Source organism: Streptomyces sp. R28 (genome assembly GCF_041052385.1).
GTDB lineage: Bacteria > Actinomycetota > Actinomycetes > Streptomycetales > Streptomycetaceae > Streptomyces.
On record NZ_CP163439.1, the window covers coordinates 4,868,947 to 4,895,118 of the forward strand.

28 protein-coding genes, 1 pseudogene and 1 riboswitch are annotated in these 26,172 nt (G+C 70.4%); of the genes and pseudogenes, 13 read left to right on the plus strand and 16 right to left on the minus strand.

The window, feature by feature from the left end; all coding sequences use genetic code 11:
* Positions 1-102: 102 nt before the first annotated feature.
* Positions 103-285: a hypothetical protein gene (locus AB5J49_RS21465; RefSeq protein WP_369170242.1), complete on the minus strand. Its 183-nt coding sequence runs from the start codon at positions 283-285 to the stop codon at positions 103-105.
* A 416-nt stretch (positions 286-701) separates the two neighbouring features.
* On the opposite strand from AB5J49_RS21465, the gene AB5J49_RS21470 reads away from it, so the two are divergent.
* The gene (locus tag AB5J49_RS21470) at positions 702-2,750 is read left to right on the plus strand and encodes a UvrD-helicase domain-containing protein (protein WP_369170243.1); all 2,049 of its coding nucleotides are present in this window, start codon (positions 702-704) and stop codon (positions 2,748-2,750) included.
* Positions 2,751-2,781: 31 nt separating this feature from the next.
* Here the strand turns inward: AB5J49_RS21470 and AB5J49_RS21475 are convergent, their stop codons facing one another.
* From AB5J49_RS21475 to AB5J49_RS21485, 3 genes are all read right to left on the minus strand, one after another.
* Positions 2,782-3,099 (minus strand): hypothetical protein, encoded by a 318-nt coding sequence (locus AB5J49_RS21475; RefSeq protein WP_369170244.1) that lies wholly within the window; start codon positions 3,097-3,099, stop codon positions 2,782-2,784.
* A 59-nt stretch (positions 3,100-3,158) separates the two neighbouring features.
* Positions 3,159-3,860 (minus strand): copper homeostasis protein CutC, encoded by a 702-nt coding sequence (locus tag AB5J49_RS21480; protein ID WP_369170245.1) that lies wholly within the window; start codon positions 3,858-3,860, stop codon positions 3,159-3,161.
* Positions 3,861-3,949: 89 nt separating this feature from the next.
* Positions 3,950-4,624 (minus strand): maleylpyruvate isomerase family mycothiol-dependent enzyme, encoded by a 675-nt coding sequence (locus AB5J49_RS21485; RefSeq protein ID WP_369170246.1) that lies wholly within the window; start codon positions 4,622-4,624, stop codon positions 3,950-3,952.
* Between the two features lie 46 nt (positions 4,625-4,670).
* Between AB5J49_RS21485 and AB5J49_RS21490 the strand changes: the two genes are divergently transcribed.
* The 4 genes from AB5J49_RS21490 to AB5J49_RS21505 all read left to right on the plus strand — a co-directional run bounded on the left by AB5J49_RS21490 (position 4,671) and on the right by AB5J49_RS21505 (position 7,481).
* Positions 4,671-5,315, plus strand: coding sequence for an HD domain-containing protein (locus tag AB5J49_RS21490; RefSeq protein ID WP_369170247.1), 645 nt, complete (start codon positions 4,671-4,673; stop codon positions 5,313-5,315).
* 27 nt (positions 5,316-5,342) lie between these two features.
* A complete protein-coding gene (locus AB5J49_RS21495; RefSeq protein WP_369170248.1) occupies positions 5,343-6,461 on the plus strand; it encodes a GNAT family N-acetyltransferase in 1,119 nt (372 codons plus the stop codon).
* Positions 6,462-6,501: 40 nt separating this feature from the next.
* Positions 6,502-6,921 carry a PPOX class F420-dependent oxidoreductase gene (locus tag AB5J49_RS21500; protein ID WP_369170249.1) on the plus strand — a complete coding sequence of 140 codons (420 nt, stop codon included), beginning with the start codon at positions 6,502-6,504 and terminating at the stop codon, positions 6,919-6,921.
* A gap of 86 nt (positions 6,922-7,007) precedes the next feature.
* Complete coding sequence (locus AB5J49_RS21505) at positions 7,008-7,481, plus strand: carboxymuconolactone decarboxylase family protein (protein WP_369170250.1); 474 nt, start codon at positions 7,008-7,010, stop codon at positions 7,479-7,481.
* Positions 7,482-7,513: 32 nt separating this feature from the next.
* Here the strand turns inward: AB5J49_RS21505 and AB5J49_RS21510 are convergent, their stop codons facing one another.
* A complete protein-coding gene (locus AB5J49_RS21510; protein ID WP_369170251.1) occupies positions 7,514-7,783 on the minus strand; it encodes a DUF4031 domain-containing protein in 270 nt (89 codons plus the stop codon).
* Between the two features lie 13 nt (positions 7,784-7,796).
* Complete coding sequence (locus AB5J49_RS21515) at positions 7,797-8,183, minus strand: hypothetical protein (protein WP_369170252.1); 387 nt, start codon at positions 8,181-8,183, stop codon at positions 7,797-7,799.
* 55 nt (positions 8,184-8,238) lie between these two features.
* Here AB5J49_RS21515 and AB5J49_RS21520 point away from each other — a divergent pair, with 55 nt between their 5' ends.
* Positions 8,239-9,195 (plus strand): MurR/RpiR family transcriptional regulator, encoded by a 957-nt coding sequence (locus AB5J49_RS21520; RefSeq protein WP_369170253.1) that lies wholly within the window; start codon positions 8,239-8,241, stop codon positions 9,193-9,195.
* A gap of 47 nt (positions 9,196-9,242) precedes the next feature.
* Positions 9,243-10,175: an N-acetylmuramic acid 6-phosphate etherase gene (gene murQ / locus AB5J49_RS21525; protein ID WP_369170254.1), complete on the plus strand. Its 933-nt coding sequence runs from the start codon at positions 9,243-9,245 to the stop codon at positions 10,173-10,175.
* A 142-nt stretch (positions 10,176-10,317) separates the two neighbouring features.
* On the opposite strand, the pseudogene AB5J49_RS21530 reads toward murQ, so the two are convergent.
* Positions 10,318-10,431 (minus strand): annotated as a pseudogene (locus AB5J49_RS21530) (Tat pathway signal protein); the annotation flags it as partial.
* 122 nt (positions 10,432-10,553) lie between these two features.
* On the opposite strand from AB5J49_RS21530, the gene AB5J49_RS21535 reads away from it, so the two are divergent.
* Complete coding sequence (locus tag AB5J49_RS21535) at positions 10,554-11,396, plus strand: aldo/keto reductase (RefSeq protein WP_369170255.1); 843 nt, start codon at positions 10,554-10,556, stop codon at positions 11,394-11,396.
* 253 nt (positions 11,397-11,649) lie between these two features.
* The gene (locus tag AB5J49_RS21540) at positions 11,650-12,213 is read left to right on the plus strand and encodes a DinB family protein (protein WP_369170256.1); all 564 of its coding nucleotides are present in this window, start codon (positions 11,650-11,652) and stop codon (positions 12,211-12,213) included.
* A gap of 253 nt (positions 12,214-12,466) precedes the next feature.
* Here the strand turns inward: AB5J49_RS21540 and AB5J49_RS21545 are convergent, their stop codons facing one another.
* Positions 12,467-13,801, minus strand: coding sequence for an alpha/beta fold hydrolase (locus AB5J49_RS21545; protein ID WP_369170257.1), 1,335 nt, complete (start codon positions 13,799-13,801; stop codon positions 12,467-12,469).
* Between the two features lie 68 nt (positions 13,802-13,869).
* Between AB5J49_RS21545 and AB5J49_RS21550 the strand changes: the two genes are divergently transcribed.
* Entirely contained in the window at positions 13,870-14,487 is a 618-nt protein-coding gene (locus AB5J49_RS21550) for a TetR/AcrR family transcriptional regulator (RefSeq protein ID WP_369170258.1), read from the plus strand.
* A 238-nt stretch (positions 14,488-14,725) separates the two neighbouring features.
* A complete protein-coding gene (locus tag AB5J49_RS21555; RefSeq protein WP_369170259.1) occupies positions 14,726-15,301 on the plus strand; it encodes a hypothetical protein in 576 nt (191 codons plus the stop codon).
* Between the two features lie 23 nt (positions 15,302-15,324).
* On the opposite strand, the gene AB5J49_RS21560 is transcribed toward AB5J49_RS21555, so the two are convergent.
* From AB5J49_RS21560 to AB5J49_RS21570, 3 genes are all read right to left on the minus strand, one after another.
* Positions 15,325-16,809, minus strand: coding sequence for an MFS transporter (locus AB5J49_RS21560; protein ID WP_369170260.1), 1,485 nt, complete (start codon positions 16,807-16,809; stop codon positions 15,325-15,327).
* A gap of 155 nt (positions 16,810-16,964) precedes the next feature.
* Positions 16,965-17,825: a metallophosphoesterase gene (locus AB5J49_RS21565; protein ID WP_369170261.1), complete on the minus strand. Its 861-nt coding sequence runs from the start codon at positions 17,823-17,825 to the stop codon at positions 16,965-16,967.
* Between the two features lie 28 nt (positions 17,826-17,853).
* Positions 17,854-18,981: an NADH:flavin oxidoreductase gene (locus tag AB5J49_RS21570; protein ID WP_369170262.1), complete on the minus strand. Its 1,128-nt coding sequence runs from the start codon at positions 18,979-18,981 to the stop codon at positions 17,854-17,856.
* Positions 18,982-19,173: 192 nt separating this feature from the next.
* On the opposite strand from AB5J49_RS21570, the gene AB5J49_RS21575 reads away from it, so the two are divergent.
* Positions 19,174-19,869, plus strand: coding sequence for a trans-aconitate 2-methyltransferase (locus AB5J49_RS21575; RefSeq protein WP_369170263.1), 696 nt, complete (start codon positions 19,174-19,176; stop codon positions 19,867-19,869).
* Here AB5J49_RS21575 and AB5J49_RS21580 read toward each other — a convergent pair.
* The 5 genes from AB5J49_RS21580 to thrC form a co-directional block, all read right to left on the minus strand.
* Positions 19,847-20,317, minus strand: a complete 471-nt coding sequence (locus AB5J49_RS21580; protein ID WP_369170264.1) for a hypothetical protein — start codon at positions 20,315-20,317, stop codon at positions 19,847-19,849. The genes AB5J49_RS21575 and AB5J49_RS21580 overlap by 23 nt on opposite strands.
* 122 nt (positions 20,318-20,439) lie before the next feature.
* Positions 20,440-22,062 carry a chaperonin GroEL gene (groL, locus tag AB5J49_RS21585; protein WP_369170265.1) on the minus strand — a complete coding sequence of 541 codons (1,623 nt, stop codon included), beginning with the start codon at positions 22,060-22,062 and terminating at the stop codon, positions 20,440-20,442.
* Positions 22,063-22,516: 454 nt separating this feature from the next.
* Entirely contained in the window at positions 22,517-22,723 is a 207-nt protein-coding gene (locus AB5J49_RS21590) for a cold-shock protein (RefSeq protein ID WP_030050353.1), read from the minus strand.
* 442 nt (positions 22,724-23,165) lie between these two features.
* Positions 23,166-23,441: a MoaD/ThiS family protein gene (locus AB5J49_RS21595; RefSeq protein WP_361538582.1), complete on the minus strand. Its 276-nt coding sequence runs from the start codon at positions 23,439-23,441 to the stop codon at positions 23,166-23,168.
* A 128-nt stretch (positions 23,442-23,569) separates the two neighbouring features.
* Complete coding sequence (gene thrC, locus AB5J49_RS21600) at positions 23,570-24,856, minus strand: threonine synthase (protein ID WP_369170266.1); 1,287 nt, start codon at positions 24,854-24,856, stop codon at positions 23,570-23,572.
* A gap of 18 nt (positions 24,857-24,874) precedes the next feature.
* Positions 24,875-25,033: riboswitch (SAM riboswitch) on the minus strand.
* Positions 25,034-25,166: 133 nt separating this feature from the next.
* Between thrC and AB5J49_RS21605 the strand changes: the two genes are divergently transcribed.
* Complete coding sequence (locus AB5J49_RS21605) at positions 25,167-26,111, plus strand: glucosyl-3-phosphoglycerate synthase (protein WP_369170267.1); 945 nt, start codon at positions 25,167-25,169, stop codon at positions 26,109-26,111.
* Positions 26,112-26,172: the final 61 nt, after the last annotated feature.

Here is a 26,172-nt window from a genome sequence, read left to right on the forward strand (position 1 = left end):
GGCAGAGGGCCGTGAAGGTCGCCAGGGAGAGGCCGGAAACGACGAGCAGGAGACAGGGAGTTGCGGAACGTGATCGGCGGGTCACGCGGTGACCCTAGACGGTCACTTGTGGCGGACGCCCGCCTCCTCGCCGTACTCGCCGAGAACGACCACGTCGAAGGCGGCGCCTGCGAACACCTTGACGGCGCGCAGGGCTTCGCCGATGCGATGACGGTGGTGACTCCCCTGGAGCGCTGTCGCTCCGCGGGGACCCACGGGGGCTGGGTTGATGGTTGCTGCGCTCATGTCTCCATGATGGATTCGCGGGCATAAAGACCGCATCGGCCTACGGTCCCAAGCCGCGTACCACCGCCGTACACCTCCCGACGGACCCCTTCCCCTCAGGGAGTAGGGCCGCGTCCCCTAGGGGACGGAACACGGGGCGGAAATCCGGGCCCGACGTGGGGCGGAAGCCAGGCCGAACACGGGTCGGAAATCCGGTGTGGATACCGGTGTGGATGCCGGTGTGGATGCCGCCCCCGGATCCGGGGTGGAATCCCGGGGGGGGGCGGACAGGGCGCGAAATACTCGGTGGCGCTCGCCCTCCCCGCTCACCTAAAATCTCCGCTCTTGCCCGCCTCCCCCGTGGAGTGCCGCCGCCCGGACGGAAACCGGTCGGCTCTCTCGATCACCTACCTGTAGGTCCCCCCGGAGGCACCCCCTTGGCCACGCCCGTCGACGACCCCCTCGACCCGCTCTTCCGAGAGCGCTCCCACCTCGCCTCCTCCCGCGCCGCCCTGCGCTCCATGCGGGAGGACGTCGAGTCCCTCGACATCAGCGACGTCACCGCGAACTGGGTCAACGCCGAAGTCCTCAGCCGCCAGATCGACGAGCGCATCAAGGCCCTGGCCGACCTCAGCGACACCCCGCTGTTCTTCGGCCGGCTCGACTATCTGCACGCACCCGGCGCCGAGGAGGCGGAAGGCGCGGAGGGCGAGCGCTTCTACATCGGGCGCCGGCATGTGCACGACGCCGGGGGCGACCCGATGGTCATCGACTGGCGGGCGCCGGTGTCCCAGCCCTTCTACCGGGCGTCCAAGAAGGACCCGTTGGACATCGGGCTGCGCCGCCGCTTCGGTTACACCGGCGGTGACCTCACGGCGTACGAGGACGAGCACCTCTCCGACCCGGCGGAGGCGGCGCAGACCAGCAAGCTGCTCCAGCAGGAGATCGAGCGCCCGCGCGTCGGACCGATGCGCGACATCGTGGCGACGATCCAGCCGGAGCAGGACGAGATCGTACGGTCCGGGCTCGGCGGGACCGTGTGTGTGCAGGGCGGCCCCGGCACCGGGAAGACGGCGGTGGGCCTGCACCGGGTCGCCTATCTCCTCTACGCCCACCGCGAGCGGCTCGCCCGCACCGGCACGCTCGTCATCGGGCCGAACAAGTCCTTCCTGCACTACATCGAGCAAGTCCTCCCCGCGCTGGGCGAGTTGACGGTCCACCAGGCGACGCTGGATGACCTCGTCGCGCACGTCGAGGTACGCGGCACGGACGACGCGGCGGCCGCGGTGATCAAGGGCGACGCGAGGATGGCGGAGGTGCTGCGGCGCGCCGTCTACGCCCATGTGACCATGCCGACGGAGGCGGTGGTCGTCGTACGCGGATCCCGCCGCTGGCGCGTCCCGCCGTACGAAGTCGAGGAGATCGTCAGCGAGTTGCTGGCCCGCGACATCCGCTACGGCGCCGCCCGCGAGGCCCTCCCGCAGCGCATCGCGCACGCCGTGCTGGTGCAGATGGAGCGGTCGGGCGAGGCGCCGGACGACCGGGTGCAGGACGCGGTGGCCCGCAACAGCGCGGTGAAGGCCGCCGTCAAGGCGATCTGGCCGCAGGTCGACCCGGCGAAACTCGTCCTGCGCCTGCTCGCGGACGCGGACTTCCTCGCCGTACACGCGCAGGGGCTGCTGAGCGAGGACGAGCAGAAGACGATCCTGTGGGCGAAGCCGGCGAGGAGCGTCAAGTCGGCCAAGTGGTCCCTCGCCGACGCCGTGCTGATCGACGAGACGAACGACATCGTCGCGCGCACGCCCTCCCTCGGCCATGTCGTCCTCGACGAGGCGCAGGACCTCTCGCCCATGCAGTACCGGGCCGTGGGCCGTCGCTGTACGACCGGTTCGGCGACGGTCCTCGGCGACCTGGCGCAGGGTACGACCCCCTGGGCGACACGGAGTTGGGACGAGGCGCTGGCCCACCTCGGCAAGTCGGAGGGCGTCATCGAGGAGCTGACGGCCGGCTTCCGCGTCCCGACGGACGTCATCGCGTACGCCTCCCGCCTCCTGCCCCACATCGCACCGGGCCTGACGCCGGTGGTGTCGATCCGCGAGAACCCGGGGTTCTTCGAGGTCCGTGGAGTGTCGGAGACGGCCGAAGTCGTCGCCGCGTGCGAGGAGTTGCTGCGCAACGAGGGCTCGATCGGCCTGATCGCCGCGGACGCCCGGATCCCGGCCCTGTCGGAGGCGCTCACGGCGGCGGGGGTCAGCTACCTGGCCCCGGGTGAGGAGACGACCCGGCAGACCCGCCTGACGCTGGTCCCGGCGTCGCTCGCGAAGGGTCTGGAGTACGACTACGTCGTCCTGGACGAGCCGCAGGCGGTGGTGGACGGGGAGCCGGACGAGCGGACGGGGCTGCGGCGGTTGTACGTCGCCCTGACGCGAGCGGTGTCGGGGTTGATCGTGGCGCACGCGGCGACGCTGCCGGCTCAGCTGGGCTGAGGCCCCGGGGAGGGAGCCGCGGGGTGCTGGTTCATCGCTCGTGACGCGCTGCGGCGAGCCAGCTCCCGTCCTGGAACTCGGCAGGGATCTCGTCCTCCCACGGATCGATCCCCCGGCTCTCCAGTTCGTCGAACCACCGATCCCGCTGCGACGCGGGCAGGCGCCGTCCACACCAGGGACAGAAGTCGATCCCGATGCTGGATGTGCCGCCATCATGGATGAGCAGGCCGTACTCCTGGAACCTGGCACTGAATCGGATCAGGGCGTCCGGGCAGGCGGCGGGGTCGTCGTGCCGGTCGCAGTGCCAGTTCACTCGGCTGGTCATCGCGTCGCAGCAGTGTTCGGTCATGGCCTCAGCTCATGTTGATCAACAGTGGAGACGGGAAGTAGATCACGCTCTGAGGTGATCTACGGATGGGATACCTCGTCCAGCACAGCCCGCCACTGCGCCACGGCGGCGACGGAAACCGGACCGTCCCAGCCGTCCGGCCTCGCCGCCCCGCCGATGTGGAACGCGTCGATCCCGGCGGCCAGCAGCCTCGGCACATGGTCGAGGCTCAGCCCGCCCCCCACCAGGATCTGCTGCTCGTACCCGGGCTCCCCGCCCTTCCCCGCCTCGGCGACCAGCGTGGGGAGCCCGTCATCCACGCCCACCGCCGACCCTGCGGTGAGATACGTGTCCAGCCCCGGCATCCCGTCCAGCTGCTTACGCAGCGCGTCCCGGTCGGCGGCCCGGTCGATGGCCCGGTGGAAGGTCCACCGGCACCCGTCCAGCTCGCCCACCACCCGCTCGACGGCGCCGAGGTCCACCCCACCGTCGGCATCGAGGAACCCGAGCACGAACTCCTCGGCCCCGGCGTCCCGCATCTCCCGCGCCGTCCGCACCAGCCGGTCGGGATCCCCCGCCGCGAACCCGTCCGCCAGCCGCAGCATCACGCGCAGATCGATGTCGACGGCGGCACGGATCCCGGCGAAGGTCTCGACGGGCGGGGTGAGCCCGTCGGCGGCCATGTCGGTGACCAGTTCGAGCCGGTCCGCACCCCCGGCCTGGGCGGCGACCGCGTCCTCGACGCCGAGGGCGATCACCTCCAGGACTGCACGCTCGCTCATGGGACCCCATTCCTCGGCATTCGACGGCGGCTACAGGTCTAGTCCAATCCAAGCGTACGTGGTGGAGGCCCGCCCGAGGATCCGCAGGGTCAGCGGAAGATGTTCAGCTCCCCCGCCTCCACCCCCGCCAGCTCATAGGACGCCCCCTCCACCGGCCGCCCCGCATACAGCCGTACGAGGGTGGCGGCGTCCCCGATGTACCGCCCCGGTGGGTGCGGGGCCGCCGGGTCGCCCAGGCGCAGGGGCTCGTCGACGTCGTCCAGGTCGGCATGCAGGGGCACATGCCGCCGCTCCCGGGTGAGCCACGCCAGCAGCCGCAGCGCGTCCGGCAACCCGGGCCCGGCGTACGCCCCCGGCTCCCCGAGCACGTCCCGTACATCACCCGCGTGCACCCACTCCCCCAGCGCAATCACGTCCAGCACCCCGCTCGCCTTGGCAATCACCGGCCCGGCCTCCGTCATCCCGCGCTCCAGCTCGTCGACGACCCGTGCGCCGGTCCAGTCGGCCCGCTCGGCGATGTCCCGGTCGTTGGACTCGGGCGAGAAGACGCCCTCCTCGAACCGGTTCTCCACCACCCGCATCAACGCGGCCGAGCAGTGCGCCAGCACATCCCGCACCGACCACCCCGGACACGCGGCGGTCGGCAGCGCGAAGTCCGCCTCCGACCTCGCCCGCAACAGCGGAACCAGCGCGTCCCGCTCGACGACCAGCAGCCGCCCCGGCAGCTCGGGATCCCGTACGTCGTACACGTCAGCAGAAGTCATGGCGTCCACGCTAGGGGGCAGGGCGCCTGCCCGGGAGAATGACTCCATGGCCGATCTCGACGCCCTCCGCACCCGTTTCGCCCGAGCCCTCGACGCGACCCGCTCCCCCGCCACCACCCCCGACCCGGCCCCGTACGCCGACAACCTGCTCGCCCGCTGGCAGGAACCACAGCGCCACTACCACACGCTCACCCACCTCACCGCGGTCCTGGACCACATCGACGAGCTGGCCGACCACGCCGACGACCCGGACGTCGTACGCCTCGCCGCCTGGTTCCACGACGCCGTGTACCTCCCCGACCGCTCGGAGAACGAGGAGCGCTCCGCCCGCCTCGCCGAACGCGCCCTGCCGGAGGCCGGTGTCCCCGCGGAGCGGACCGCCGAGGTGGCCCGCCTCGTCCGCCTCACCACCAGCCACGCCCCGACGCCGGACGACCGCGACGGCCAGGTCCTGTGCGACGCCGACCTCGCGATCCTCGCCGCCCCGCCCTCCGCGTACGCCGCCTACACGGCCGCCGTCCGCGAGGAGTACCACTTCGTCCCGAACGACGCCTTCCGCGAGGGCCGCGCCGCGATCCTGCGTCAACTCCTCGCCCTGCCAAGCCTGTTCAGCACTCCGTACGGCCAGCAGAAGTGGGCGGCCACCGCCCGCTACAACCTCTCCTCCGAGCTGGAAATGCTGTCGCTCTGACCAGGCCGCCGCCGTAGCCTGCACGGCATGCGAGACATAAGCGGGGAACGCGTACAACAGGCCGTGGCGAGCTGCGTGACGCTGCTGCGAACGGTGGCGGACCGGGACTGGTCGGCCGTCACGGCGGGGCGGATGGAGTGGGACTGCCACGAGACGGCGTTCCACATCGCCGAGGATCTCATCGCGTACGCCGGCCAGTTGGCGGGCCGCGCCCAGGACGACTGGGTCCCCTTCGAGATCACTCTCGAAGACGGCACCGACAACCACGGCCTGATCCACGTCATCGAGACGACCGGCGCCCTCCTCACCGCCACCATCCGCACCACACCCCCCGAGGTGCGCGGCTTCCACCCGTACCCGTTCCGCAGCGCGAACCGCGAGGGCTTCGCCACGATGGGCGTCGCGGAGCTCCTCCTCCACACGCACGACATCGCCGAGGGCCTGGGCCTGACGTACGAACCGCCCGCCGAACTCCCCGAGTTCGTCCTCACCCGGATCTTCCCGCACGTCCAGCCCGGCCCCGACCACTGGCGCACCCTGCTGTGGGCCACCGGCCGCGGCGACCTGCCCGGCCGCGCGCCGGTCACCGAGTGGCGCTGGCGCAACAACCTCGTCATCCCCACCGAGCGCCTGACCCTCCAGGGCGTCACCCCGGCGGCCGCCGCCGACCTGAGTGCGGGCGGCGACGGCGGGTTCACCTGGGTCGTGGGCGGTCCCTTCGAGGGGACGAGGGAGGCGGCCGGGATGATGGTGAAGGCCTACGAGACGGGCGTGCACCGTCCCGAGTTCGGCCTGTTCGTCCTCGTACGCAAGGAGGACGACCTCACGGTCGGCGGCATGGGCTTCCACGGCGTCCCCGACGAGGAGGGCCGCGCGGAGGTCGGCTACGACCTCGTGGAGGGCGCCCGTGGCCGCGGTTACGCGAGCGAGGCGCTGGACGCACTGTCGGAGTGGGCCCTGGCCAGGGACGACGTACAACTCCTCTGTGCCATCGTCGACGCCGACAACCTCCCGTCGCAGGGCGTGGCCTCGCGCGCCGGGTATGTGCGGGCGACGGTCGAGGAGGAGCGGGCGGCACAGGAGGGGCACGACATGGACCCGACGCTCCGGCTCTACGTCCGCGAGGGGCGGCCCACGGCGGCCTAGCCTGGGGCGGAGCCGACCCGCACCACCGTAGGGAGCCGCCATGTCGTTCACCGACGAGGAGATCGCCTACCTCACCACGAACCCGCTCGCCCGCCTCGCCAGCCTCTGCGCGGACGAGCAGCCCGACGTGGTCCCGGTGGCCCTGGAGTTCGACGGGACCCACTTCTGGGTCGGCGGCCCCCGCGCGGAGGTCCTCGGCACCCGCAAGTTCCGCAACGTCGCCCACGGCCGCGACAAGGTGGCCTTCGTCGTGGACGACCTGCTCTCCCTCGAGCCGTTCGTCGCCCGCGGCATCCGGGTGTACGGCGTCGCGGACGGTCCCGTGGAACGGGTCGGCATGGTGGGCCCCGGTCACTACCTGCGCATCACGCCGACGCTCTCGTGGAGCTGGAACCTGTCGGATCCGCCCCGGCCGTCCGGGGACACCTGGTATCCCATGCGCCGGGCCGCGCACGCGTGACCCACGTCACGTTCGCTCATGTCACATCCCGCCCGGCCGTTCCGTCATATCTGCGTAACCCGACGACAACGGCAAGGGAGTTGGCCATGAACGCCCGCTTGAACCTCTTCGAGAACCCGATCGCCGGCAAGGTCATCAAGCACTTCGGGGCGGCCGGCAAGGTGGTGCAGAACTCGCCGCTGCCGCTCAGCACCCAGCACCTTGTGACGCTCCGGGCCAGCCAGATCAACGGCTGCGGCGCCTGCACCGACATGCACAGCAAGGATGCGGTGGCCGCCGGCGAGGACTGGCTGCGCCTCAATCTGGTCGCTGCCTGGCGGGAGGCCACCTGCTTCACCGAGGCCGAGCGCGCCGCCCTGGAACTCACCGAGCAGGGCACCCGCATCGCGGACGGCGCCGGTGGGGTCCCGGACGAGATCTGGGAGAACGCCGCCAAGCACTACGACGAGGAACAGCTCGGCGCCCTGGTGATCCTGATCGCCATGATCAACACCTTCAACCGGCTGAACGTCATGATCCAGCAGCCCGCGGGCAGCTACCAGCCCGGCCAGTTCGCCTAGCCGGGAGCACTGCGCGCGAGGCCGAGGGGGCGCTAGCCGGCCGCCCGCCCCTTCGGCCTCCGCAACCCCGCCCCCGTCAGCAACCGCACCACCTCACGGCTGCTGACCTCCACGGCACCCGCGCGCACCACATCGGCGTACCGATGCGACGGGATGTCGTAGTGATCCCGCTCGAAGGCCCGCCGCGGCACGCCCAACTCCTCGGCGAACGCGTGCAGTTCGTCGTACGACACGTCACTCACGAGGTGCGACCACATCCGGCCGTGCCCCGGCCAGGTCGGCGGGTCGATATAGATCGTCACGACGTCGCGCGTCTCACGAGGACGCCGCCCCGCCCGGGCCGGACAGCCCGAGCGCCCCCACCGCCGCGACCTTCACCCCCGCCTGGTGGCACACCCAGTGCGGATCGGGCCCCAACTCCGGCTCGACTTCCAGCGCATGCGGGTCACCGGTGCGGCACACCGGGCACAGCGGCCAGCGGCCCCGCCGTTCCAGCAGCGCGTCCTGCACGTCCTGGGCGACCAGCCCGGCCACGTACTCCACGCCTTGCGGCCACTGCTCCACCCACCAGCGCCTCTGTACGACCGACTCCTCTACCAGCGACACGACGTCCGCCTCGGCGACCTTGCCCGCGACCAGGTCGGCGAGCACAAGGGCGCGGGCGGCGTGCAGCGCCTGCTCCAGCGGACTGATGGGTTCCATGGACCTATTGTGCGCACTCTTGACCCGGACGCCGAGCCGAAAATATCTTTCATACGTGCCCCAGAGAGTGAAGGAAAGTTTCGGCAGCGGCAGCGGCAGCCGAGGATCCGGGTCGAGCCCGGCCGGACCCCCGGCCGGACCCCCGCCCGCCCCCGCCGCCCTCGCGGCCAAGGTGCGCACGCTCGCCCCGTCGATGACCCGCTCCATGCAGCGCGTCGCCGAAGCGGTCGCGGGCGACCCGGCGGGCTGCGCGGCCCTCACCGTCACCGGTCTCGCCGAACTCACCGGCACCAGCGAGGCGACGGTCGTGCGCACCGCCCGCCTCCTCGGCTACCCCGGCTACCGCGACCTGCGTCTCGCCCTCGCCGGCCTCGCCGCCCAGCAGCAGTCGGGCCGCGCCCCCGCCATAACGACCGACATCGCGGTGGACGACCCCATCGCCGACGTGGTGGCGAAACTCGCCTACGACGAGCAGCAGACCCTCGCCGACACGGCCGCCGGCCTCGACACGGGCCAGCTGGGAGCGGCGGTGTCGGCCACCGCGACGGCCCGCCGTATCGACGTGTACGGCGTCGGGGCGTCCGGGCTGGTCGCACAGGACCTCACGCAGAAGCTCCTGCGCATAGGGCTGATAGCCCACGCGCACAGCGATCCGCACCTCGCCGTGACGAACGCCGTGCAGCTCCGTGCGGGTGACGTGGCGATCGCCATCACGCACTCCGGGTCGACCGGGGACGTCATCGAGCCGCTGCGGGTCGCTTTCGAGCGCGGGGCGACGACGGTCGCCATCACCGGCCGCCCGGACGGGCCCGTCACTCAGTACGCCGATCACATCCTGACGACGTCCACGGCGCGCGAGAGCGAGTTGCGCCCCGCGGCGATGTCGTCCCGGACCAGTCAGCTGCTTGTGGTGGACTGTCTGTTCGTGGGGGTTGCTCAGCGGACGTACGAGACGGCGGCGCCGGCGTTGGCCGCCTCCTACGAGGCGCTGGCACATCGGCATCGTCGATAGACCGTAGGTATGTCAACACACCGAAGTTGAAGAGAGCCGCCTCCCTCATGACCTCGACATCCAACCCCCGTGATCTCCGCGCCGAGTTGGAGACCCTGACCACCGAGGCGTTCCGTCCCGAGCTCGCCGAGATCGACCGGCTCCCCACGCTCGACATCGCCCGGCTCATGAACGGCGAAGACGCTTCCGTACCCGCCGCCGTCGCGTCGCGCCTCCCCGAGATCGCCGCCGCCATCGACGCCATCGCCGACCGGATGGCGCAGGGCGGTCGGCTCGTCTACGCCGGCGCGGGTACGGCCGGTCGCCTGGGCGTGCTGGACGCCTCCGAATGCCCGCCCACCTTCAACACCGAGCCGGCCCAGGTCGTCGGACTCATCGCGGGCGGCCCGGAAGCGATGGTCACTTCGATCGAGGGCGCCGAGGACTCCAAGGACCTGGCCCGCGCCGACCTCGACGCCCTCGCGCTCACCGCCACCGACACGGTGGTCGGCATCTCGGCCTCCGGGCGCACCCCGTACGCGATCGGCGCGGTCGAACACGCCCGCACACAGGGCGCGTTGACGATCGGCCTGTCCTGCAACCCGGACAGCGCGCTGGCGGCGGCCGCCGAGCACGGCATCGAGATCGTCGTGGGCCCGGAACTGCTGACCGGCTCGACCCGCCTGAAGGCCGGCACGGCCCAGAAGCTGGTCCTCAACATGCTCTCGACGATCACGATGATCCGCCTGGGCAAGACCTACGGGAACCTGATGGTCGACGTCCGCGCCTCCAACGACAAGCTACGGGCCCGCTCCCGCCGTATCGTCGCCCTGGCCACGGGCGCGGACGACGCCGCCATCGAGCGGGCCCTGACCGAGGCGGGGGGCGAGGTGAAGACGGCGATCCTGATCCTGCTGGGGGATGTGGACGGCCCCACGGCCACCCGCCTCCTGGAGGACTCCGGCGGCCACTTGCGCACCGCGCTGGCGACGGCTACGTGACCTTGCCCTAGCTCTAGCCCTAGCTCTAGCCCTAGCCCTTGTTCTTGCTCTCCCTCTGGTAGCCGCACACCTTCGCGATCCACGTGATGAACTCGCCCGGATCCAGGTCCGCGCCGTGCCAGCTTGGCCGGGATGTCGGCGTCGCGGCGGGCGCGACGCCGTAGTACGTACCGGACGAGTCGACGAGGGTACGCCCACGGGCGCCCGGCTCGACGACGACGTACCCGGCGGCGAGCGCGAGCGCCTGACGGCTGGTCGCGCCGCCCATCCCGGTGGCGGTGATGCCGGTCTTGTTCGCGGCGGACGACGGCAGGCAGGAGCTTCTCACCCACTTCTCAGGGACGGCCATAGGGCCAACTCCCCTGTTAGCGTGGCCACATGACGGCATCGACGACGTTCCGCATCGGCGGCGATCTGGAAGTACGGCGACTCGGATTCGGGGCGATGCACCTGCGGCCGGAGACCGCCGAGGCCCGCGCCGCCTGTGTCGCGGTCGCCCGGCGGGCCGTCGAACTGGGCGTCACACTCATCGACACGGCGCACATGTACGGCTGGGGAGCGAACGAGGATCTGCTGGCCGAGGCCCTGCACCCGTACCCCGCCGATGTCCTGATCGCCACGAAGGTGGGCATCCGCCGGACCACGTCCGGCGAGGGCTGGCGGCACGCGGGCGAGCCGGCCGACCTCCGCGCCCAGGTCGACGAGGCCCTGCGCCGCCTCCGCCTCGACCGCATCGAGCTGCTCCAACTCCACCGCCTCGACCCGGCCGTACCGCTCCCCGACCAGCTCGGCGCCCTGCGCGACCTGCGCGAAGAGGGCAAGGTGGGCCGGATCGGCCTGTCCGAGGTCACGGCCGCCGAACTCGCGGAGGCCCGGACCGTCGTCGACATCGCGAGCGTCCAGAACCGCTACAACCTCCTCGACCGCGAGCACGAACCCGTACTCAAGGCCTGCGAGTCGGCGGGCATAGCGTTCCTGCCGTGGCGGCCGGCGGCGGCCGGACAGTCGGGGGCGAGGTCGGAGATCGCCGCGGTGGCGAAGGAACTCGACGCGACCCCGACGCAGGTCGCCCTGGCCTGGCTCCTCACCCACTCCCCGGCGATCCTCCCGATCCCGGGTACGACGAGCATCGCGCACCTGGAGGAGAACCTCGGGGCGGACGCCGTGCACCTCACGCAGGACCAGTACGACCGCCTGAACCGCGCCTCGCAGGAGGCCTAACGCGGCAGCCTCCCCTCCCGGTTGACCTGCCGAACCCGCGCCAACAGCTCCTCCTTCGTCGGCGCGGGTTCCACGGGCTCACTCCGCAGCCACCGCCGCGAGCCGCTCCGCGGTGCGGACATTGCAGCGCCCGAGCCCCGTCCGCGACTCCAAGACCCCCCCACGGCCCGAAACTCGTATTCCGAGCATCGGCTTGGTCCGCCTCCGCCAAAGCGGTCAGGATCTGACCTAGTTGGCTTCTAACGTAGCCGTCATGACTGAGACCACGCACAACACCACCACCGCCACCGCCGCCACCACCACCGCCGCCACCGACGAGCGCGCCGACCTGCTGGAAGCGCTGGCCAAGCAGCGGCACTTCCTGCGCTTCACCACCCGCGACCTCACCGACGAGCAGGCCGGCGAGCGAACCACCGTCAGCGAACTCTGTCTCGGTGGCCTGATCAAACACGTCACGTCGGTGGAAGGCACCTGGGCGGCCTTCATCCAGCACGGCCCGTCGGCGATGCCCGACTTCACCGCCATGACCGAGGCGGACTTCGCCAAGCGGGCCGACGAGTTCCGGATGCTGCCCGGCGAGACGCTGGCCGACGTGCTGGCGGAGTACGAGGAAGTGGCCCGCCGGACCGACGAGTTGGTCGCCACGCTGCCCGACCTGAACGCCGCACACCCGCTGCCCAAGGCACCGTGGTTCGAAGCCGAGGCTCGATGGTCGGCCCGCAGGGTGCTGCTGCACATCGTCGCCGAGACCGCCCAGCACGCGGGCCACGCCGACATCATCCGCGAGGGCCTGGACGGCGCGAAGAGCATGGGCTGACCTGCGGACCTGCGGACCCTAGGCCGACCTGGGCGCCCAGCGGCCGCTGTCGTCCCGTGATTGGCAGATCCGTTTCACCGCTGGGGCGTCTACCCCTGGATTTGCGGCCCCGGCGTGGAACGGACCTGCCAATCCTCCTCGCCCCTGCTTCGGGACGTCTCCGTGCTGGGGAATTGGTGAGTTCGGGCCAACCGGAGTGGGGAAAAGGCCTGGCCACGGCCGCCAGGGCTGGCTCAAGGGTGCCAATAGCGGGTCACTTGCGGTCACGGAGGAATGCGGGGATCTCGTCGCGGGTCGGGTAGTTCGTCAGCGGTGCCGGCTTGTCCTGAAGGAATGCGGTGATGACGGCGGCAGCTCGGTCGTTGTTGTCGTCGAGGCCGTTCCACATGTGGTGCCCGACTCCGGGCATGTACTGCGTGCGCTGGATGGCGGGATCGTGGGCGAGGACGGCGGTCGCCCATTGACGGACCTGGGAGGAGCACTCGGCGATCATCAGCATCGCGGGGGTCTGGGAACGCCTCAGCTCCGGGGCGATGGAGGGTGAGTCCCTGACCGTCTGCTGGATGCGCATGCTGGCGGCGGGGCTGAAGGTGAAGTTCTGTGCCGTGTCCTCGACCGGGATGCGGTGGGCGTCGCGTGCGCAGTAGGCGGACGCGGTATCGCTGCCGAGGTCCGCGGCCTTGAACGCGTTGGCGCCTTCGGCCTGTCCGATCAGCCCGGTGTCCGGGGTGAGGAGCCCGAGTCGCATGAGGCCGAATGCCGCGGCGTACCGGGGGGTGTGTGTCGATCGCGGTCCGGTCATGGCCGGCGCGAGGCTCCGTGCGGATTCCCGGCCTTTGTGCCCGGTGATGCGCGCGGTGGGGCCGTCCATGGGGCCGGGCTCGGCGACGATCGCCCGGTGCAGGCGCGCGGCGACGCGGGGGTCGGCCAGGGCGCGGGTGAGCACGACCCCACCGGAGGAGAATCCGAGGATGTCGGCCTTGCCCTTGCCCAGGCGGTCGACGAAAGCGGCGAGGTCGCGGACCGACCTGGAGATCGTGTACCGGCTCATGGGAAGCAGGTCGCTTCGTCCGCCGCCGGCCTGCTCGTAGGCGTAGACGTCGTAGCCCTGTCGCGCCAGGAGTCTCAGGAACCGGTGGTCGAGCACCGAGATGCCGCGGACCGGTCCGCCGTTGAGGTACACGAGCGGAACGGGGTGTCGGATCCCGGGTCTCGCGGACGGGTAGTGATACACCGCGACCCGGCTGCCTGTGGCCAGGCTCCAGTGCTGTGTGGCCACGAACGGCAGGGCAGGCGGGTATCGGCGGTCCGTCGGCACGGTCGGGATGCACACCGACGCCGTCAACGCCGCCGCGACAGCCACCGGCAGGAACGGCATGAGCCGCGCCGGCCAGGTGCGGCGCCGCCCCCGCCACAGTGCGAGGACCGTCCCGACTCCAAGGGTCGCCAGCCATGCGCCGAGCCCTGAGCCTGCTCCGTCCGTGAGGACGATCAGTCCGAGAAAGACGACGACCAGCGACGCGACGGCGGCCAGGGCCAGAAGTAAGCGTCCGGTGAAGCGGACAAGACGTATGGCGGATGTGGGCACGGCGGACCTCCAGCAGTTTCAGAACGCTGTTTCAAAACGACGTTATCAGAGCGGGTAGGCTGCTGGCCGTGGGTAGGCCGAGAACGAACGACGACGCCGTCAGAGAACGGCTTGTGGTGTGCGCGACCGAGATGCTCGCCACCCGTCCGCGGGAGTCGGTCACGGTCCGTGCCGTGGCCGCTGCCGCCGAGACGTCGACGACGGCGGTGTACTCCCTGTTCGGCGGCAAGGACGGACTGATCGGTGCGGTGCGTGACAGGGCCGTCGCCGGCCTGTTCCAGGAGGTGTCGGCGGTGCCGGCCTCCGCGGACCCCCTCGCCGACCTCTACGCGCTGGCTGTCGCATACCGTCGCTGGGGGCGCGGCCACAGCCACCTGTACGCCGTGCTGTTCGGCGGTGTGCAATCCTTCGACCCGTCGGGCCAGGTCGGCGACAGCGACCCCATCCGCCCGCTCCTCGATGCCATCGATCGCGCCTTGACGGCGTCCGTCTTCGCCGGCGAAGCAACGTCGATCGCCCTGTCGATCTGGGGAACCATGCACGGGCTCGTGGCTCTCGAGCTGGCCGGGGCCCTCGACACCGCCACGGCCGAGGCCGCGTTCCGGTCGACGATCCACGCCACGTTGCGCGGCTGGACGACCCCCGCGGTGTTCCGCAGCCTCCGGCACACCGAACCCGCCCCGTGACAGCGGTCGCGACCGACTCCCGCCCAGACAGTCGACGAACCCCCGGTCAGCGGCCGGCCGGTGCGCCGGGGCATGCGACTTGCTTGGTGGATACGGCCGTCCCGGCTCGCCCGCCGCAGAGTCGACGCCCCCCGAGGAAGGCCGCTACCAGCAGCCCCCTCCTACCCTTGGGGAGCAACCGTCGATGTCACCTCCCCGTGAACGTGACCAGGCCCCCGCAGAGCCCCGGAGCCACCCCATGAACCACGCCCAGCTGACCGCCTTGGGCCGAGCCCTCCGCCTCGTAGGCGAACACGGCGAGTCCCTCACCTCCACCACCCCGGACGCCAAGCTCCACGAGGTGAAGGCCGACCTGCGCCGCGCCCTCGATCTCCTGGACGAGAGCGTCACCGGCACCGCCCCCACCACCCGCTGCCCGGAGCACCCGAACGGCCCGGTCGACACCGCCGCCCCCGACCTCTGCCTGCTCTGCGAGACCCGTCGCCGGGCAGCCCGCCGCTCCGAGTTCAACGGCCCGCCCCCCGAGGTCCCCCGCTCCTCCGAGCCCTCCGCCCCTTCCCGCTACGGCGTCCGAGGCGACCGCCCCCAGCCCCAGCAGCGCTGGCTGGCGGAGCTGTGGAACGGGCAGGAGTGGCAGCTGTGCGGCACCCCACGCCGCGACCGCCGCGAGGCCGAGCTCTATCTCGCCGCCCAGCGTCGCGGCCCGCGCCCCGCCATGGCCTACCGGCTCGTGCACGAGTTCACCGACTACGAGGTGCTGCGCGTCTGGGGTACACCGGTGAAGGTCGACATCGAGCCGCTGGGCAACCTGTAGGACCCGGTCCGCCCTGCTGCGCCCTACGACTTCGCCGTCGCCCCTGCCGGCTCCGCCGCCCCCTCGGCCACCGGCTCCCCGACCGCGGCCGCCTGCTGTCTCGGGATGAACGACGCCACCACGAATGCCAGCAGCGCCGCCCCGGCGCCCACCGCCAGGACCACCTTGAAGGCGTTCTCGGACGGGAGCGCGTAACCGCCGAGGTCCGTCGTCATCTGGGCCAGGATCACGCCCGCGACCGCACTCGCCGTGGACGTACCGAGGGAACGCATCAGCGTGTTGAGGCTGTTCGCCGCGGCCGTCTCCGACGCGGGTACGGCGCTCATGATCAGCGCGGGCATCGAGCCGTAACCGAAGCCGACGCCGGCGCCGATGACGCAGGCCACCAGAACGAAGTGCCAGACCTCGGACATCAGAACGATGTTGAGGCCGTATCCGGCAGCGACGATCAGCACACCCGCCATCAACGTGACCTTCGGCCCCTTGGCCCGCGAGACGGCGGCCGACACCGGGGCCGTCGCCATCATCACCAGGCCGGACGGTGCCATGCACAGGCCCGCGACGAGCATGGACTTGCCGAGGCCATAACCCGTCTGCGCGGGGAGCTGGAGGAGCTGCGGGATGACCAGGCTCATCGCGAACATCGCGAAGCCGACCGCGACCGAGGCCAGGTTGGTGACCAGCACCTGACGGCGGGCCGTCGTCCGCAGGTCGACCAGCGGCTGCTCCACCCGCAGCTCCCACCAGCCCCACGCCGACAGGATGGCCACGGCCGCGGCGAACAGCCCCAGCGTCGTACCACTGCCCCAGCCCCAGTCGGCGCCCTTGGAGACGGCCAGCAGCAGGCAGACCAGGCCGGCCGCCATCCCCATGCCACCGACCAGGTCGAAGCGCCCGCCCGTGCGCACCTTCGACTCGGGCACGACCAGCAGCACGCACACCAGCGCCACGACACCCATGCCGGCCGACGTCCAGAACAGGACGTGCCAGTCGAAGTTGTCCGCGATGAGCGCGGCGGCGGGCAGACCGAGCGCGCCGCCGATGCCGAGGGAGGCGCTCATCAGGGCGGTCGCGGAGCCGAGGCGCTCGGCGGGGAGCTCGTCACGCATGATGCTGATGCCGAGGGGGATGACGCCTGAGGCCAGGCCCTGGAGCACCCGCCCGACGATCATCGGGACCAGCGCATCGCTCAGGGCGCAGACCACGGAGCCGCTCACCAGCAGCACGACGCTGACCAGCAGCATCCGCCGCTTGCCGTACATGTCGCCGAGCCGCCCCATCACCGGCGTGGCCACGGCGGCGGCGAGCAGGGTCGCGGTGACGGCCCAGGCCGTGTCCGACGCGGGCGCGTCGAGGAGCCTCGGCAGCTCCGGGACGATCGGGATGACCAGGGTCTGCATCAGCGAGACGACGATCCCGGCGAATGCCAGCACCGCCACCACGCCGTTCGACCTCGGCGGGGCGGCGCCTCCGGCCGCCTCGGCGGGACGGGTCGGTGCGTCGGACATGGCTCGGCCTCCGTCGGCGTACGTGCGTGAGCGAATGACTCATAATTGACCTAGGCAACCTTAAGTCAGTTGATTGACTGACTCAAGGGAACCAGCTCACACGGACGCGGGCCACGCCTCCCGCCGACGCAGATCACCCCTGCCACCGCCGCAGGTCACGCCTCCCGCTCCACGAACGACCGCACCTGCTCCTCGTCCAGCTCGTACACCGTCTCGTGCGCCCGGGGATCCCGCGCATGGAAGGTGTGGAACATCGGCCCCGCCGCCCCACCCAGTTCCACCAGCGACGCGGACGCCCCGCGCACCACGCGCTCGGTCCCGGGGGCGGCCGTCAGGTCGCCGCGGCTGACCACACCCGGCGTGACCCACACGGGCACCGACTCCAGCAGTCCGAAGAGCTGGAGATGGTAGTGACCGGTCAGCACGACCCGTACGTCACTCCCCCGGATCACCTCCCCCAGCTCCCCCGGGTTCCGCAGCCCGAAGTGCGGCTGCGTCGCCGAGATGGCGAGGCTGATCGGCGGGTGGTGGAAGGCGAGGACGGTGCCCCGCTCGGCGGGCTCGCTCAACACCCCGCGCAGCCAGTCCAGTTGGGCCGCGCTCAGCCGGCCGTACACCTTCCCCGGCACCAGCGAGTCCAGCGTCACGAAGCGCCGGCCCCCGACCGTGCTCACCGCGGCCCGCTCCGACGCCTCGGAGTCCAGGACCAGTTCCGGTTCCGGGTGCCCGCTGCCCAGCACCTTCCCGAAGGCGTCCCGCTCGTCGTGGTTGCCGGTCGTGTAGAACACGGGCGCGCCCAGCCGCTGCGCGAACCCGCCCACCAGTTCCCGTACGGCCGTGTACGCCTCCACGGACCCGTCGTCGGCGATGTCTCCGGTGACGACCACCACGTCCACGTCCCGTTGGTGCCGCAGCTCGGCGAGCATCAGGCGCAGCGAGTCGGTGGCGTTGACGCCGTTCTTGTTCGGAGCGTCGGTTCGCTCGATGTGTGTGTCCGAGAGATGAAGGATCCTCATCTCCCGGACGTTAGCGCGGAGTTGCCGCTCAGCTCAGCGTGTTCAGCGACGCGGGGTCGTACGGCTTCAGCTCGTCGAGACGGTCGCCGAGGACCTTCGCCGCCCACTCGGGGTCCTGGAGCAGGGCGCGCCCGATGGCCACCATGTCGAACTCGTCGCGCTCCAGGCGGTCCAGGAGGTCGTCGAAGCCCTTGACCGTGGAGCCCTGGCCCATGAACGCACCGATGAAGTCGCCGTCGAGGCCGACCGAGCCGACGGTGATGGTCGGCTTGCCGGTGAGCTTCTTCGTCCAGCCGGCCAGGTTGAGGTCGGAGCCGTCGAACTCAGGGATCCAGTAGCGGCGGGTGGAGGCGTGGAAGGCGTCGACGCCGGCCGCGGCGAGCGGGGCGAGGATGGCGTCCAACTCCTCGGGGGTCTCGGCGAGGCGGGCGTCGTAGGCCTCCTGCTTCCACTGCGAGTAGCGGAAGATGACCGGGAAGGACGCGGAGACCTTCTCGCGAACGGCGGCCACGATCTCCGCGGCGAACGTCGTACGGGCCACCGGGTCGCCGCCGTACGCGTCCGTGCGGCGGTTGGTGCCCGCCCACAGGAACTGGTCGACGAGGTAGCCGTGGGCGCCGTGGATCTCCACGCCGTCGAAGCCGATGCGCTCGGCGTCCGCGGCGGCCTGGGCGAAGGCTCCGATGACGTCGTCCAGGTCGCTCTGGGTCATCGCCTTGCCGGTGGCCTCCTCGGCGCCGATGCACAGGCCCGACGGTCCGACCGCCGGGGCCTCGGCGTAGGGCGGCTTGCCCGGCTGGCGGACCATGCCGATGTGCCAGAGCTGCGGCACGATCGTGCCGCCGCCCGCGTGCACCGCCTCGGCGACCTTGGCCCAGCCCGCCAGTTGCTCCTCGCCGTGGAAGCGCGGGACACGGTCGCTCTCCCCGGCCGAGTCGTGCCCGACGTAGGTGCCCTCGGTGACGATCAGGCCGACGCCGGCGGCGGCGCGGCGCGAGTAGTACGACACGACGTCCTCGCCGGGGACGCCGCCCGGGGAGAACTTGCGCGTCATCGGCGCCATCGCGATGCGGTTGGGGACTGTCAGGCCGTTGATCGTGGTCGGCCGGGACAGGATCTGGGCCGCACGGGAGGCGGAGGTCGTGGTGACGGTCACGCGGGGGCTCCTGGGATGAGGGTTCGGTTGACCGAATGGTATGTGCGTGTGCATTGTTGCACCCACTTAAGCAACCGATTATGCGGGTCCACGTATTCCGTGGCTGCCGGATCCGCCCGTGATCCCGGCCACCCCGCAATGCCCCGCACCGTCCCGCCCTGCTCTGCTCTGCCCACCATCGAGAATGTGCGTATGCCGAAGCCCTCACTGCACTCCACGAGCGAACTGGAACGTTCCTCCGTCGTCGCCAACAACACGATGAACCGGGAACGCGGACTCGCCGGAGTGAACAGCTACACCCGTGAACTGGGCTTCGACCCCCTGTCCCGGCTGGCCGCCCGCCCCCACGCCCCCTCCTGGCTGGACCTGTGCAGCGGCGAGGGCCGCGCCCTGCGGGAGGCCGCCTCGGCGCTGCCCGGCGACGCGGTCCTCACCGGCGTCGACCTGGTCGGCCCGCTGGTCCGCCTCCCGGCCCCGCCGACCCTGACGGAGATCGTGGCCTCGGTGTCGACCTGGGTGCCGACCCGGACGTACGACCTCATCACCTGCGTACACGGCCTGCACTACGTCGGCGACCAGCTCGGTCTCCTCGCCCGCGCCGCCTCCTGGCTCGCCCCCGAAGGACTGCTGGCCGCTCACTTCGACCCGGAGTCAGTCCGCTGGGACGACGGGTCGGCGGCGGGCCGGGCAGCGGTCTCGGCCCTGCGGTCGGCCGGCTTTCGCTACAGCGCCCGCCATCACCGGCTCACTCTGGAAGGCGGGCGCGAGGTCACGCTCCCGTTCCGCTACCTGGGCGCCGACCCGGCCGCCGGCCCGAACTACACGGGCCAGCCCGCGGTCGGTTCCCACTACGCCGACGTACGGTTCAGCGCGATCGCCGGTGCTTGAGGCCCGCCCTGGCGGTGTGCCGAATCCGCTTGGTGCGACCGCGCTCAGCGAGGATCTCGAGGGCGTCGGCGTTCGACGCCGCGGCCGCTTTGCGCTGGAGCCAGTCGGACGACGCGAGCAGGGCGTCGGGGCGCCAGGACTGCCTGAGCGTGATCGCGCGGAAGAGGGTCCATTCCTGCAGGCGGCGGGCCAGGAACGGATGACGGAGAGTGGCCTGTGCCATCGACTCGGCCCATCGTTCGTAGGCCGGGCCGAGGTGGAGGTCGGTGGCCCGGCGGTCCAGGTGCCGCAGGACGGCGGACTGGGCCATCGTCCGGTCCGGATCGGCGAGGACCGCGCTGATCAGACCGGCCTCTTCGGCGTCGGTCACCTGCTGCAGTTCGTGCACGTAGGCCGCGAAGCGGAGGTGCTCGGCCGGCTCCTCCCGTATGGCGTCGTGGTGGTTCATACGGACTGCCCGCTCCCCTCACTCGGCCGACTGAAACGCCCGAGGGCGGCACCCCCTGTCGGAACAGGGAGTGCCGCCCTCGGTACTGACGGACCAGGTCCGAGCCTTTCTTACGAAGAGGCTCAGAAGTCCATGTCACCGCCCGGCATGCCGCCACCGGCGGGCGCGGCGGCCTTCTCCGGCTTGTCGGCGATGACGGCCTCGGTGGTGAGGAACAGCGCGGCGATCGACGCGGCGTTCTGCAGCGCCGAGCGCGTCACCTTCGCCGGGTCGATGATGCCCTCGGCGATCATGTCGACGTACTCACCGGTCGCGGCGTTCAGGCCGTGGCCGACCTGGAGGTTGCGGACCTTCTCCACGACGACGCCACCCTCGAGACCACCGTTGACGGCGATCTGCTTGAGCGGGGCCTCCAGGGCGAGCTTCACGGCGTTGGCGCCGGTCGCCTCGTCACCCTCGAGCTCCAGCTTCTCGAAGACGGCGGACGCCTGGATGAGGGCCACGCCACCACCGGCGACGATGCCCTCCTCGACGGCGGCCTTCGCGTTGCGGACGGCGTCCTCGATGCGGTGCTTGCGCTCCTTGAGCTCCACCTCGGTGGCAGCGCCGGCCTTGATGACCGCGACACCGCCGGCGAGCTTCGCCAGGCGCTCCTGCAGCTTCTCGCGGTCGTAGTCCGAGTCGCTGTTCTCGATCTCGGCACGGATCTGGTTGACGCGACCCGCGACCTGGTCCGAGGAGCCGGAACCGTCGACGATGGTGGTCTCGTCCTTGGTGATGACGACCTTGCGGGCCTTGCCCAGGAGGTCCAGGGAGGTGTTCTCGAGCTTGAGACCGACCTCCTCGGAGATGACCTCGCCACCGGTGAGGATGGCGATGTCGTTGAGCATGGCCTTACGACGGTCACCGAAGCCCGGGGCCTTGACGGCGACGGACTTGAAGGTGCCGCGGATCTTGTTGACGACCAGGGTCGACAGGGCCTCGCCCTCGACGTCCTCGGCGATGATCAGCAGCGGCTTGCCCGACTGCATGACCTTCTCCAGCAGCGGGAGCAGGTCCTTGACCGAGGAGATCTTGGAGTTGGCGATCAGGATGTACGGGTCGTCGAGGACGGCCTCCATACGCTCCATGTCGGTGGCGAAGTACGCCGAGATGTAGCCCTTGTCGAAGCGCATACCCTCGGTGAGCTCCAGCTCCAGACCGAAGGTCTGGGACTCCTCGACGGTGATGACGCCTTCCTTGCCGACCTTGTCCATGGCCTCGGCGATGAGTTCGCCGATCTGGGTGTCGGCGGCGGAGATGGAGGCCGTGGAGGCGATCTGTTCCTTGGTCTCGACATCCTTGGCCTGCTCGAGCAGGGCGGCGGAGACGGCCTCGACGGCCTTCTCGATACCGCGCTTGAGGGCCATCGGGTTGGCGCCGGCGGCTACGTTGCGCAGGCCTTCCTTGACCAGGGCCTGCGCGAGAACGGTCGCGGTGGTCGTACCGTCACCGGCGACGTCGTCCGTCTTCTTGGCGACTTCCTTGACCAGCTCGGCGCCGATCTTCTCGTACGGGTCCTCGAGCTCGATCTCCTTGGCGATGGAGACACCATCGTTGGTGATCGTGGGGGCGCCCCACTTCTTCTCGAGGACGACGTTGCGGCCCTTGGGGCCGAGCGTCACCTTCACGGCGTCCGCGAGCTGGTTCATGCCGCGCTCGAGGCCGCGCCGCGCCTCCTCGTCGAACGCGATGATCTTGGCCATGTGAAGTGGTCCCTCCAGGACTGGGGGTGATTCCTTCGGACCGCGCCCGCGCCCGCGACGGACGGCTCGCATGCCTCGTGGTTCCTTGCCCCACCTGGCTTGCGGGCCTCACCGACCCGGTCCTTCATTGTCACTCTCACCTTCAGAGTGCTAACGCAATGATTAGCACTCGCCCCCTGCGAGTGCAAGCGGCTCTCGGGGATCGGGCGGGGCGCTCCGCGATGCGCGAACAGGGCTCTGGTGGGGTCCGGGCGGGGGCCGGGCAGGGCTCGGGCAGGGTCCGGGCAGGCCACATGCAGGCCACATGCAGGCCACATGCAGGCCCGAGCACGGCGAAGACCCCGCACTCCGAGCACGGCGAAGGCCTCGCACCCGTGGCACGGCGAAGGGCCCGCACCCCAGGAGGTGCGGGCCCTTCGAAGAAGAACGTCGCTGCTTTAAGTCGACGCGTGCTTCAGCTGGCCGCCAGCCGGACCATGTCCGCCTGCGGCCCCTTCTGACCCTGCGAGATCTCGAAATCGACTCGCTGGCCCTCTTCCAGGGTGCGGTACCCGTCCATCTGGATCGCGCTGTAGTGGACGAAAACATCCGCACCACCGTCGACCGCGATGAAGCCGTACCCCTTCTCCGCGTTGAACCACTTGACGGTGCCCTGAGCCATGCCTAACTCCCCTATTACTGGCCCTTGCACAGATCCACACTTCGCGGATCCGGGTCAGACCTCACCCCCCATCGGTCGGGGGCGTGCGCCGGAACGCGTCGACCGCGGCTGAATGTATCTGCCCAACTGCCGTCTGCAACAGGTCAATCGGACGAGAAATCCGGGCACAGCCGGTCGGGAATGTGGGGACAATTCCCCTGACTTCAGGTCAAGTCGGACCTGATAAACGGCACAAAAGCCGCAAAAAACCCGCACACTTTGGCTACTTCTTGTCGGGCGGGCGGAAGAAATCAAGGGCCACCGACCCGTGAATCGGCGGCATCTTCCCCAACTGTACCTCGCTCAACCACACAGAATTGCCCCCTCCGCTTCTCTCACGGAGGGGGCAATTCGATGAACTCTCAGTAATCTGTGTTACCGATGGTAATGATCGGTCATTCGGTCAGCCTCCGGCGACGGCCGGAATGATGGAGACACCCGCACCGTCCGGCGTCGCCGTCTCCAGCCCCTGTTCGAAACGGACGTCGTCGTCATTGACGTACACGTTGACGAACCGACGCAGCTTGCCCTGGTCGTCGAGAACCCGGGCGGCGATCCCGGTGTGGTTCTTCTCCAGGTCGGCGATGACCTCGGCGAGGTTGGCGCCTTCGGCGGCGACCTCGGCCTGCCCGCCGGTGTAGGTGCGCAGGATGGTGGGGATGCGGACGTTGACGCTCATGCGGTGTGACCTCCGGTCGGGTATGCAGGTTCGGTGGGCAGCGTCCCTAGGGGCGCGGGGCTGTGTCGAATGTGCGGCTACCGCCGCGTGGGCGCGACCAGCCCCCGCCGGCCCGCAGACGAAGACGACTAGACGAGACCAGCCTCGCGGAACGAGTCCAGGTTGGGACGAATGGTCGCGGTCAGCCCCGTGCCGGCCACCGCGTCCAGCGTCTTGAGGCCGTCACCGGTGTTGAGGACAACCGTCGTCTTCGTCGGGTCGAGGACACCGTTCTCGATCAGCTTGCGCGTCACACCCACGGTCACCCCACCGGCGGTCTCCGCGAAGATGCCCTCGGTCCGGGCGAGGACCTTGATCGCGTCCACGACCTGCTCGTCCGTCACGTCCTCCACCGCACCGCCGGTACGGCGAGCGATGTCCAGGACGTAGGGACCGTCCGCCGGGTTGCCGATCGCCAGCGACTTGGCGATGGTGTTCGGCTTCTGCGGGCGGACCACGTCGTGCCCCGCCTTGTACGCGGTCGACACCGGCGAGCAGCCCTCGGCCTGCGCGCCGAAGATCTTGTACGGCTTGTCCTCGACGAGCCCGAGCTTGATCAGCTCCTGCAGCCCCTTGTCGATCTTCGTGAGCTGCGAGCCGGAGGCGATCGGCACGACGATCTGGTCGGGCAGCTGCCAGCCGAGCTGCTCACAGATCTCGTACGCCAGGGTCTTGGAGCCCTCGGCGTAGTACGGCCGCAGGTTGACGTTGACGAAGCCCCAGCCCTCACCGGCCGGGTCGCCGATCAGCTCGGAGCAGAAGCGGTTCACGTCGTCGTAGTTGCCCTCGATGCCGACGAGCTCACCGCCGTACACCGCGGCCATGACGACCTTGCCCTGCTCCAGGTCGTGCGGGATGAACACGCAGGAGCGGAAGCCGGCGCGGGCCGCCGCGGCGCCCACCGCACCGGCGAGGTTGCCGGTCGAGGAGCAGGACAGGGTGGTGAAGCCGAAGGCGCGGGCGGCCTCCAGGGCCTGGGCGACGACACGGTCCTTGAAGGAGTGCGTCGGGTTCCCGGAGTCGTCCTTGATGAAGAGCTTGCCGACGTCGACACCCAGCTCACGCGCGAGGTTGTCGGCCTTGACGAGCTGGGTCCAGCCGGGGTTGATGTTCGGCTTGGTGGCCACGTCGGCGGGGACGGGCAGGAGCGGCGCGTAGCGCCAGATGTTCGCGGGACCCGCTTCGATCTGCTTGCGGAGCTCCTCGGCGTCGTAGGCCGAGAAGTCGTACGCGATCTCCAGCGGGCCGAAACACTCCTCGCACGCGAAGACCGGTCCGAGGGGTACCCGGTGACCGCACTCGCGGCAGGACAGCGCCGCGGCGGGACCAAGGTCTACGGTGGATTCGGTGGTGCTTGCAACAGTCTGCGCAGCCATGTGAGGCGAGGCCCTTTCTCCTCATCTTCCTCACGACGCATCTCGCCGTGAGACGGATTTGGCACCTTCCCTAGCCGGGAGCCTCGCGGAGACGATCGACAGTGATCGCTACGAGAACCGACTGGAGGGTTGCCGGGGCTTCATCGGGCCGTTTCCCTCTGCCCCTCTGGATGAGCTGTATTCGGTTGTTAACGGCGGTTGACCCCGGACATGCGATGGTCATCCGCGTTGTTCAAGACTGTAACCGACGGCCAGGACAGTTGAGAGAGTCCGTCCGAACCGCGAGACAAACCGTGAGGAGCCGCCAACCGTGCTGGAAGAAGTCGAGCGCTGGCTGAGCACCCGCTCCTGGTCCGTGACCGATCGCCCGCTCCACCAGATCCTGGCCGCCAAGCAGCGTACGGGCCAGTCGGTCTCCGTCGTGCTGCCGGCGCTCAACGAGGAGGAGACGGTCGGCGACATCGTCGCGATCATCCGCCACGACCTCATGCAGCAGGTGCCGCTGGTCGACGAGATCGTCGTCGTCGACTCGGGATCCACCGACCGCACCTCCGAGGTGGCCGCCGCCGCGGGCGCCCGGGTCGTCCACCGCGACGACATCCTGCCCCGCATCCCGCCCGTGCCCGGCAAGGGCGAGGTGCTGTGGCGCTCGCTGCTCGTCACGAGCGGCGACATCGTCTGCTTCATCGACGCGGACCTGAGGGAGTTCAAGTCCGACTTCGTCTCCGGCATCGTGGGCCCGCTGCTGACCGACCCCGAGGTCGATCTGGTGAAGGGCATGTACGACCGTCCCCTCCGCGGCGCGGCCGGGCAGGGCGGCCGGGTGACCGAGCTGATGGCGCGCCCGCTGCTGAACATGCACTGGCCGCAGCTGGCCGGTTTCGTGCAGCCGCTCGGCGGCGAGTACGCGGCCCGCCGCTCGCTGCTGGAACAGCTCCCCTTCCCCGTGGGCTACGGCATCGAGCTCGGCATGCTGGTCGACGCCCTGCACCTGGTGGGCCTCGACGCCCTGGCCCAGGTGGACGTGGGCGTCCGAATCCACCGCCACCAGGACGGACAGGCCCTTGGCCGGATGTCCGCCGCGATCTACCGCACGGCCCAGCTGCGGCTGGCCCGCGGGCACCTCATCCGCCCCTCCCTCACCCAGTTCGAGCGGGGCGAGGACGGGTTCGAGCCACGCACGTTCTCCGTGGACACGGAGGAGCGGCCGCCGATGGCGGAGATCGCGGAGTACGCCTCCCGCAAGGTGGCTTGAAGGCGGTGCGAGGTCGGCTTGAAGCTCGTACACGGCCCCTGCCAGTGAGGTGAACCGCACG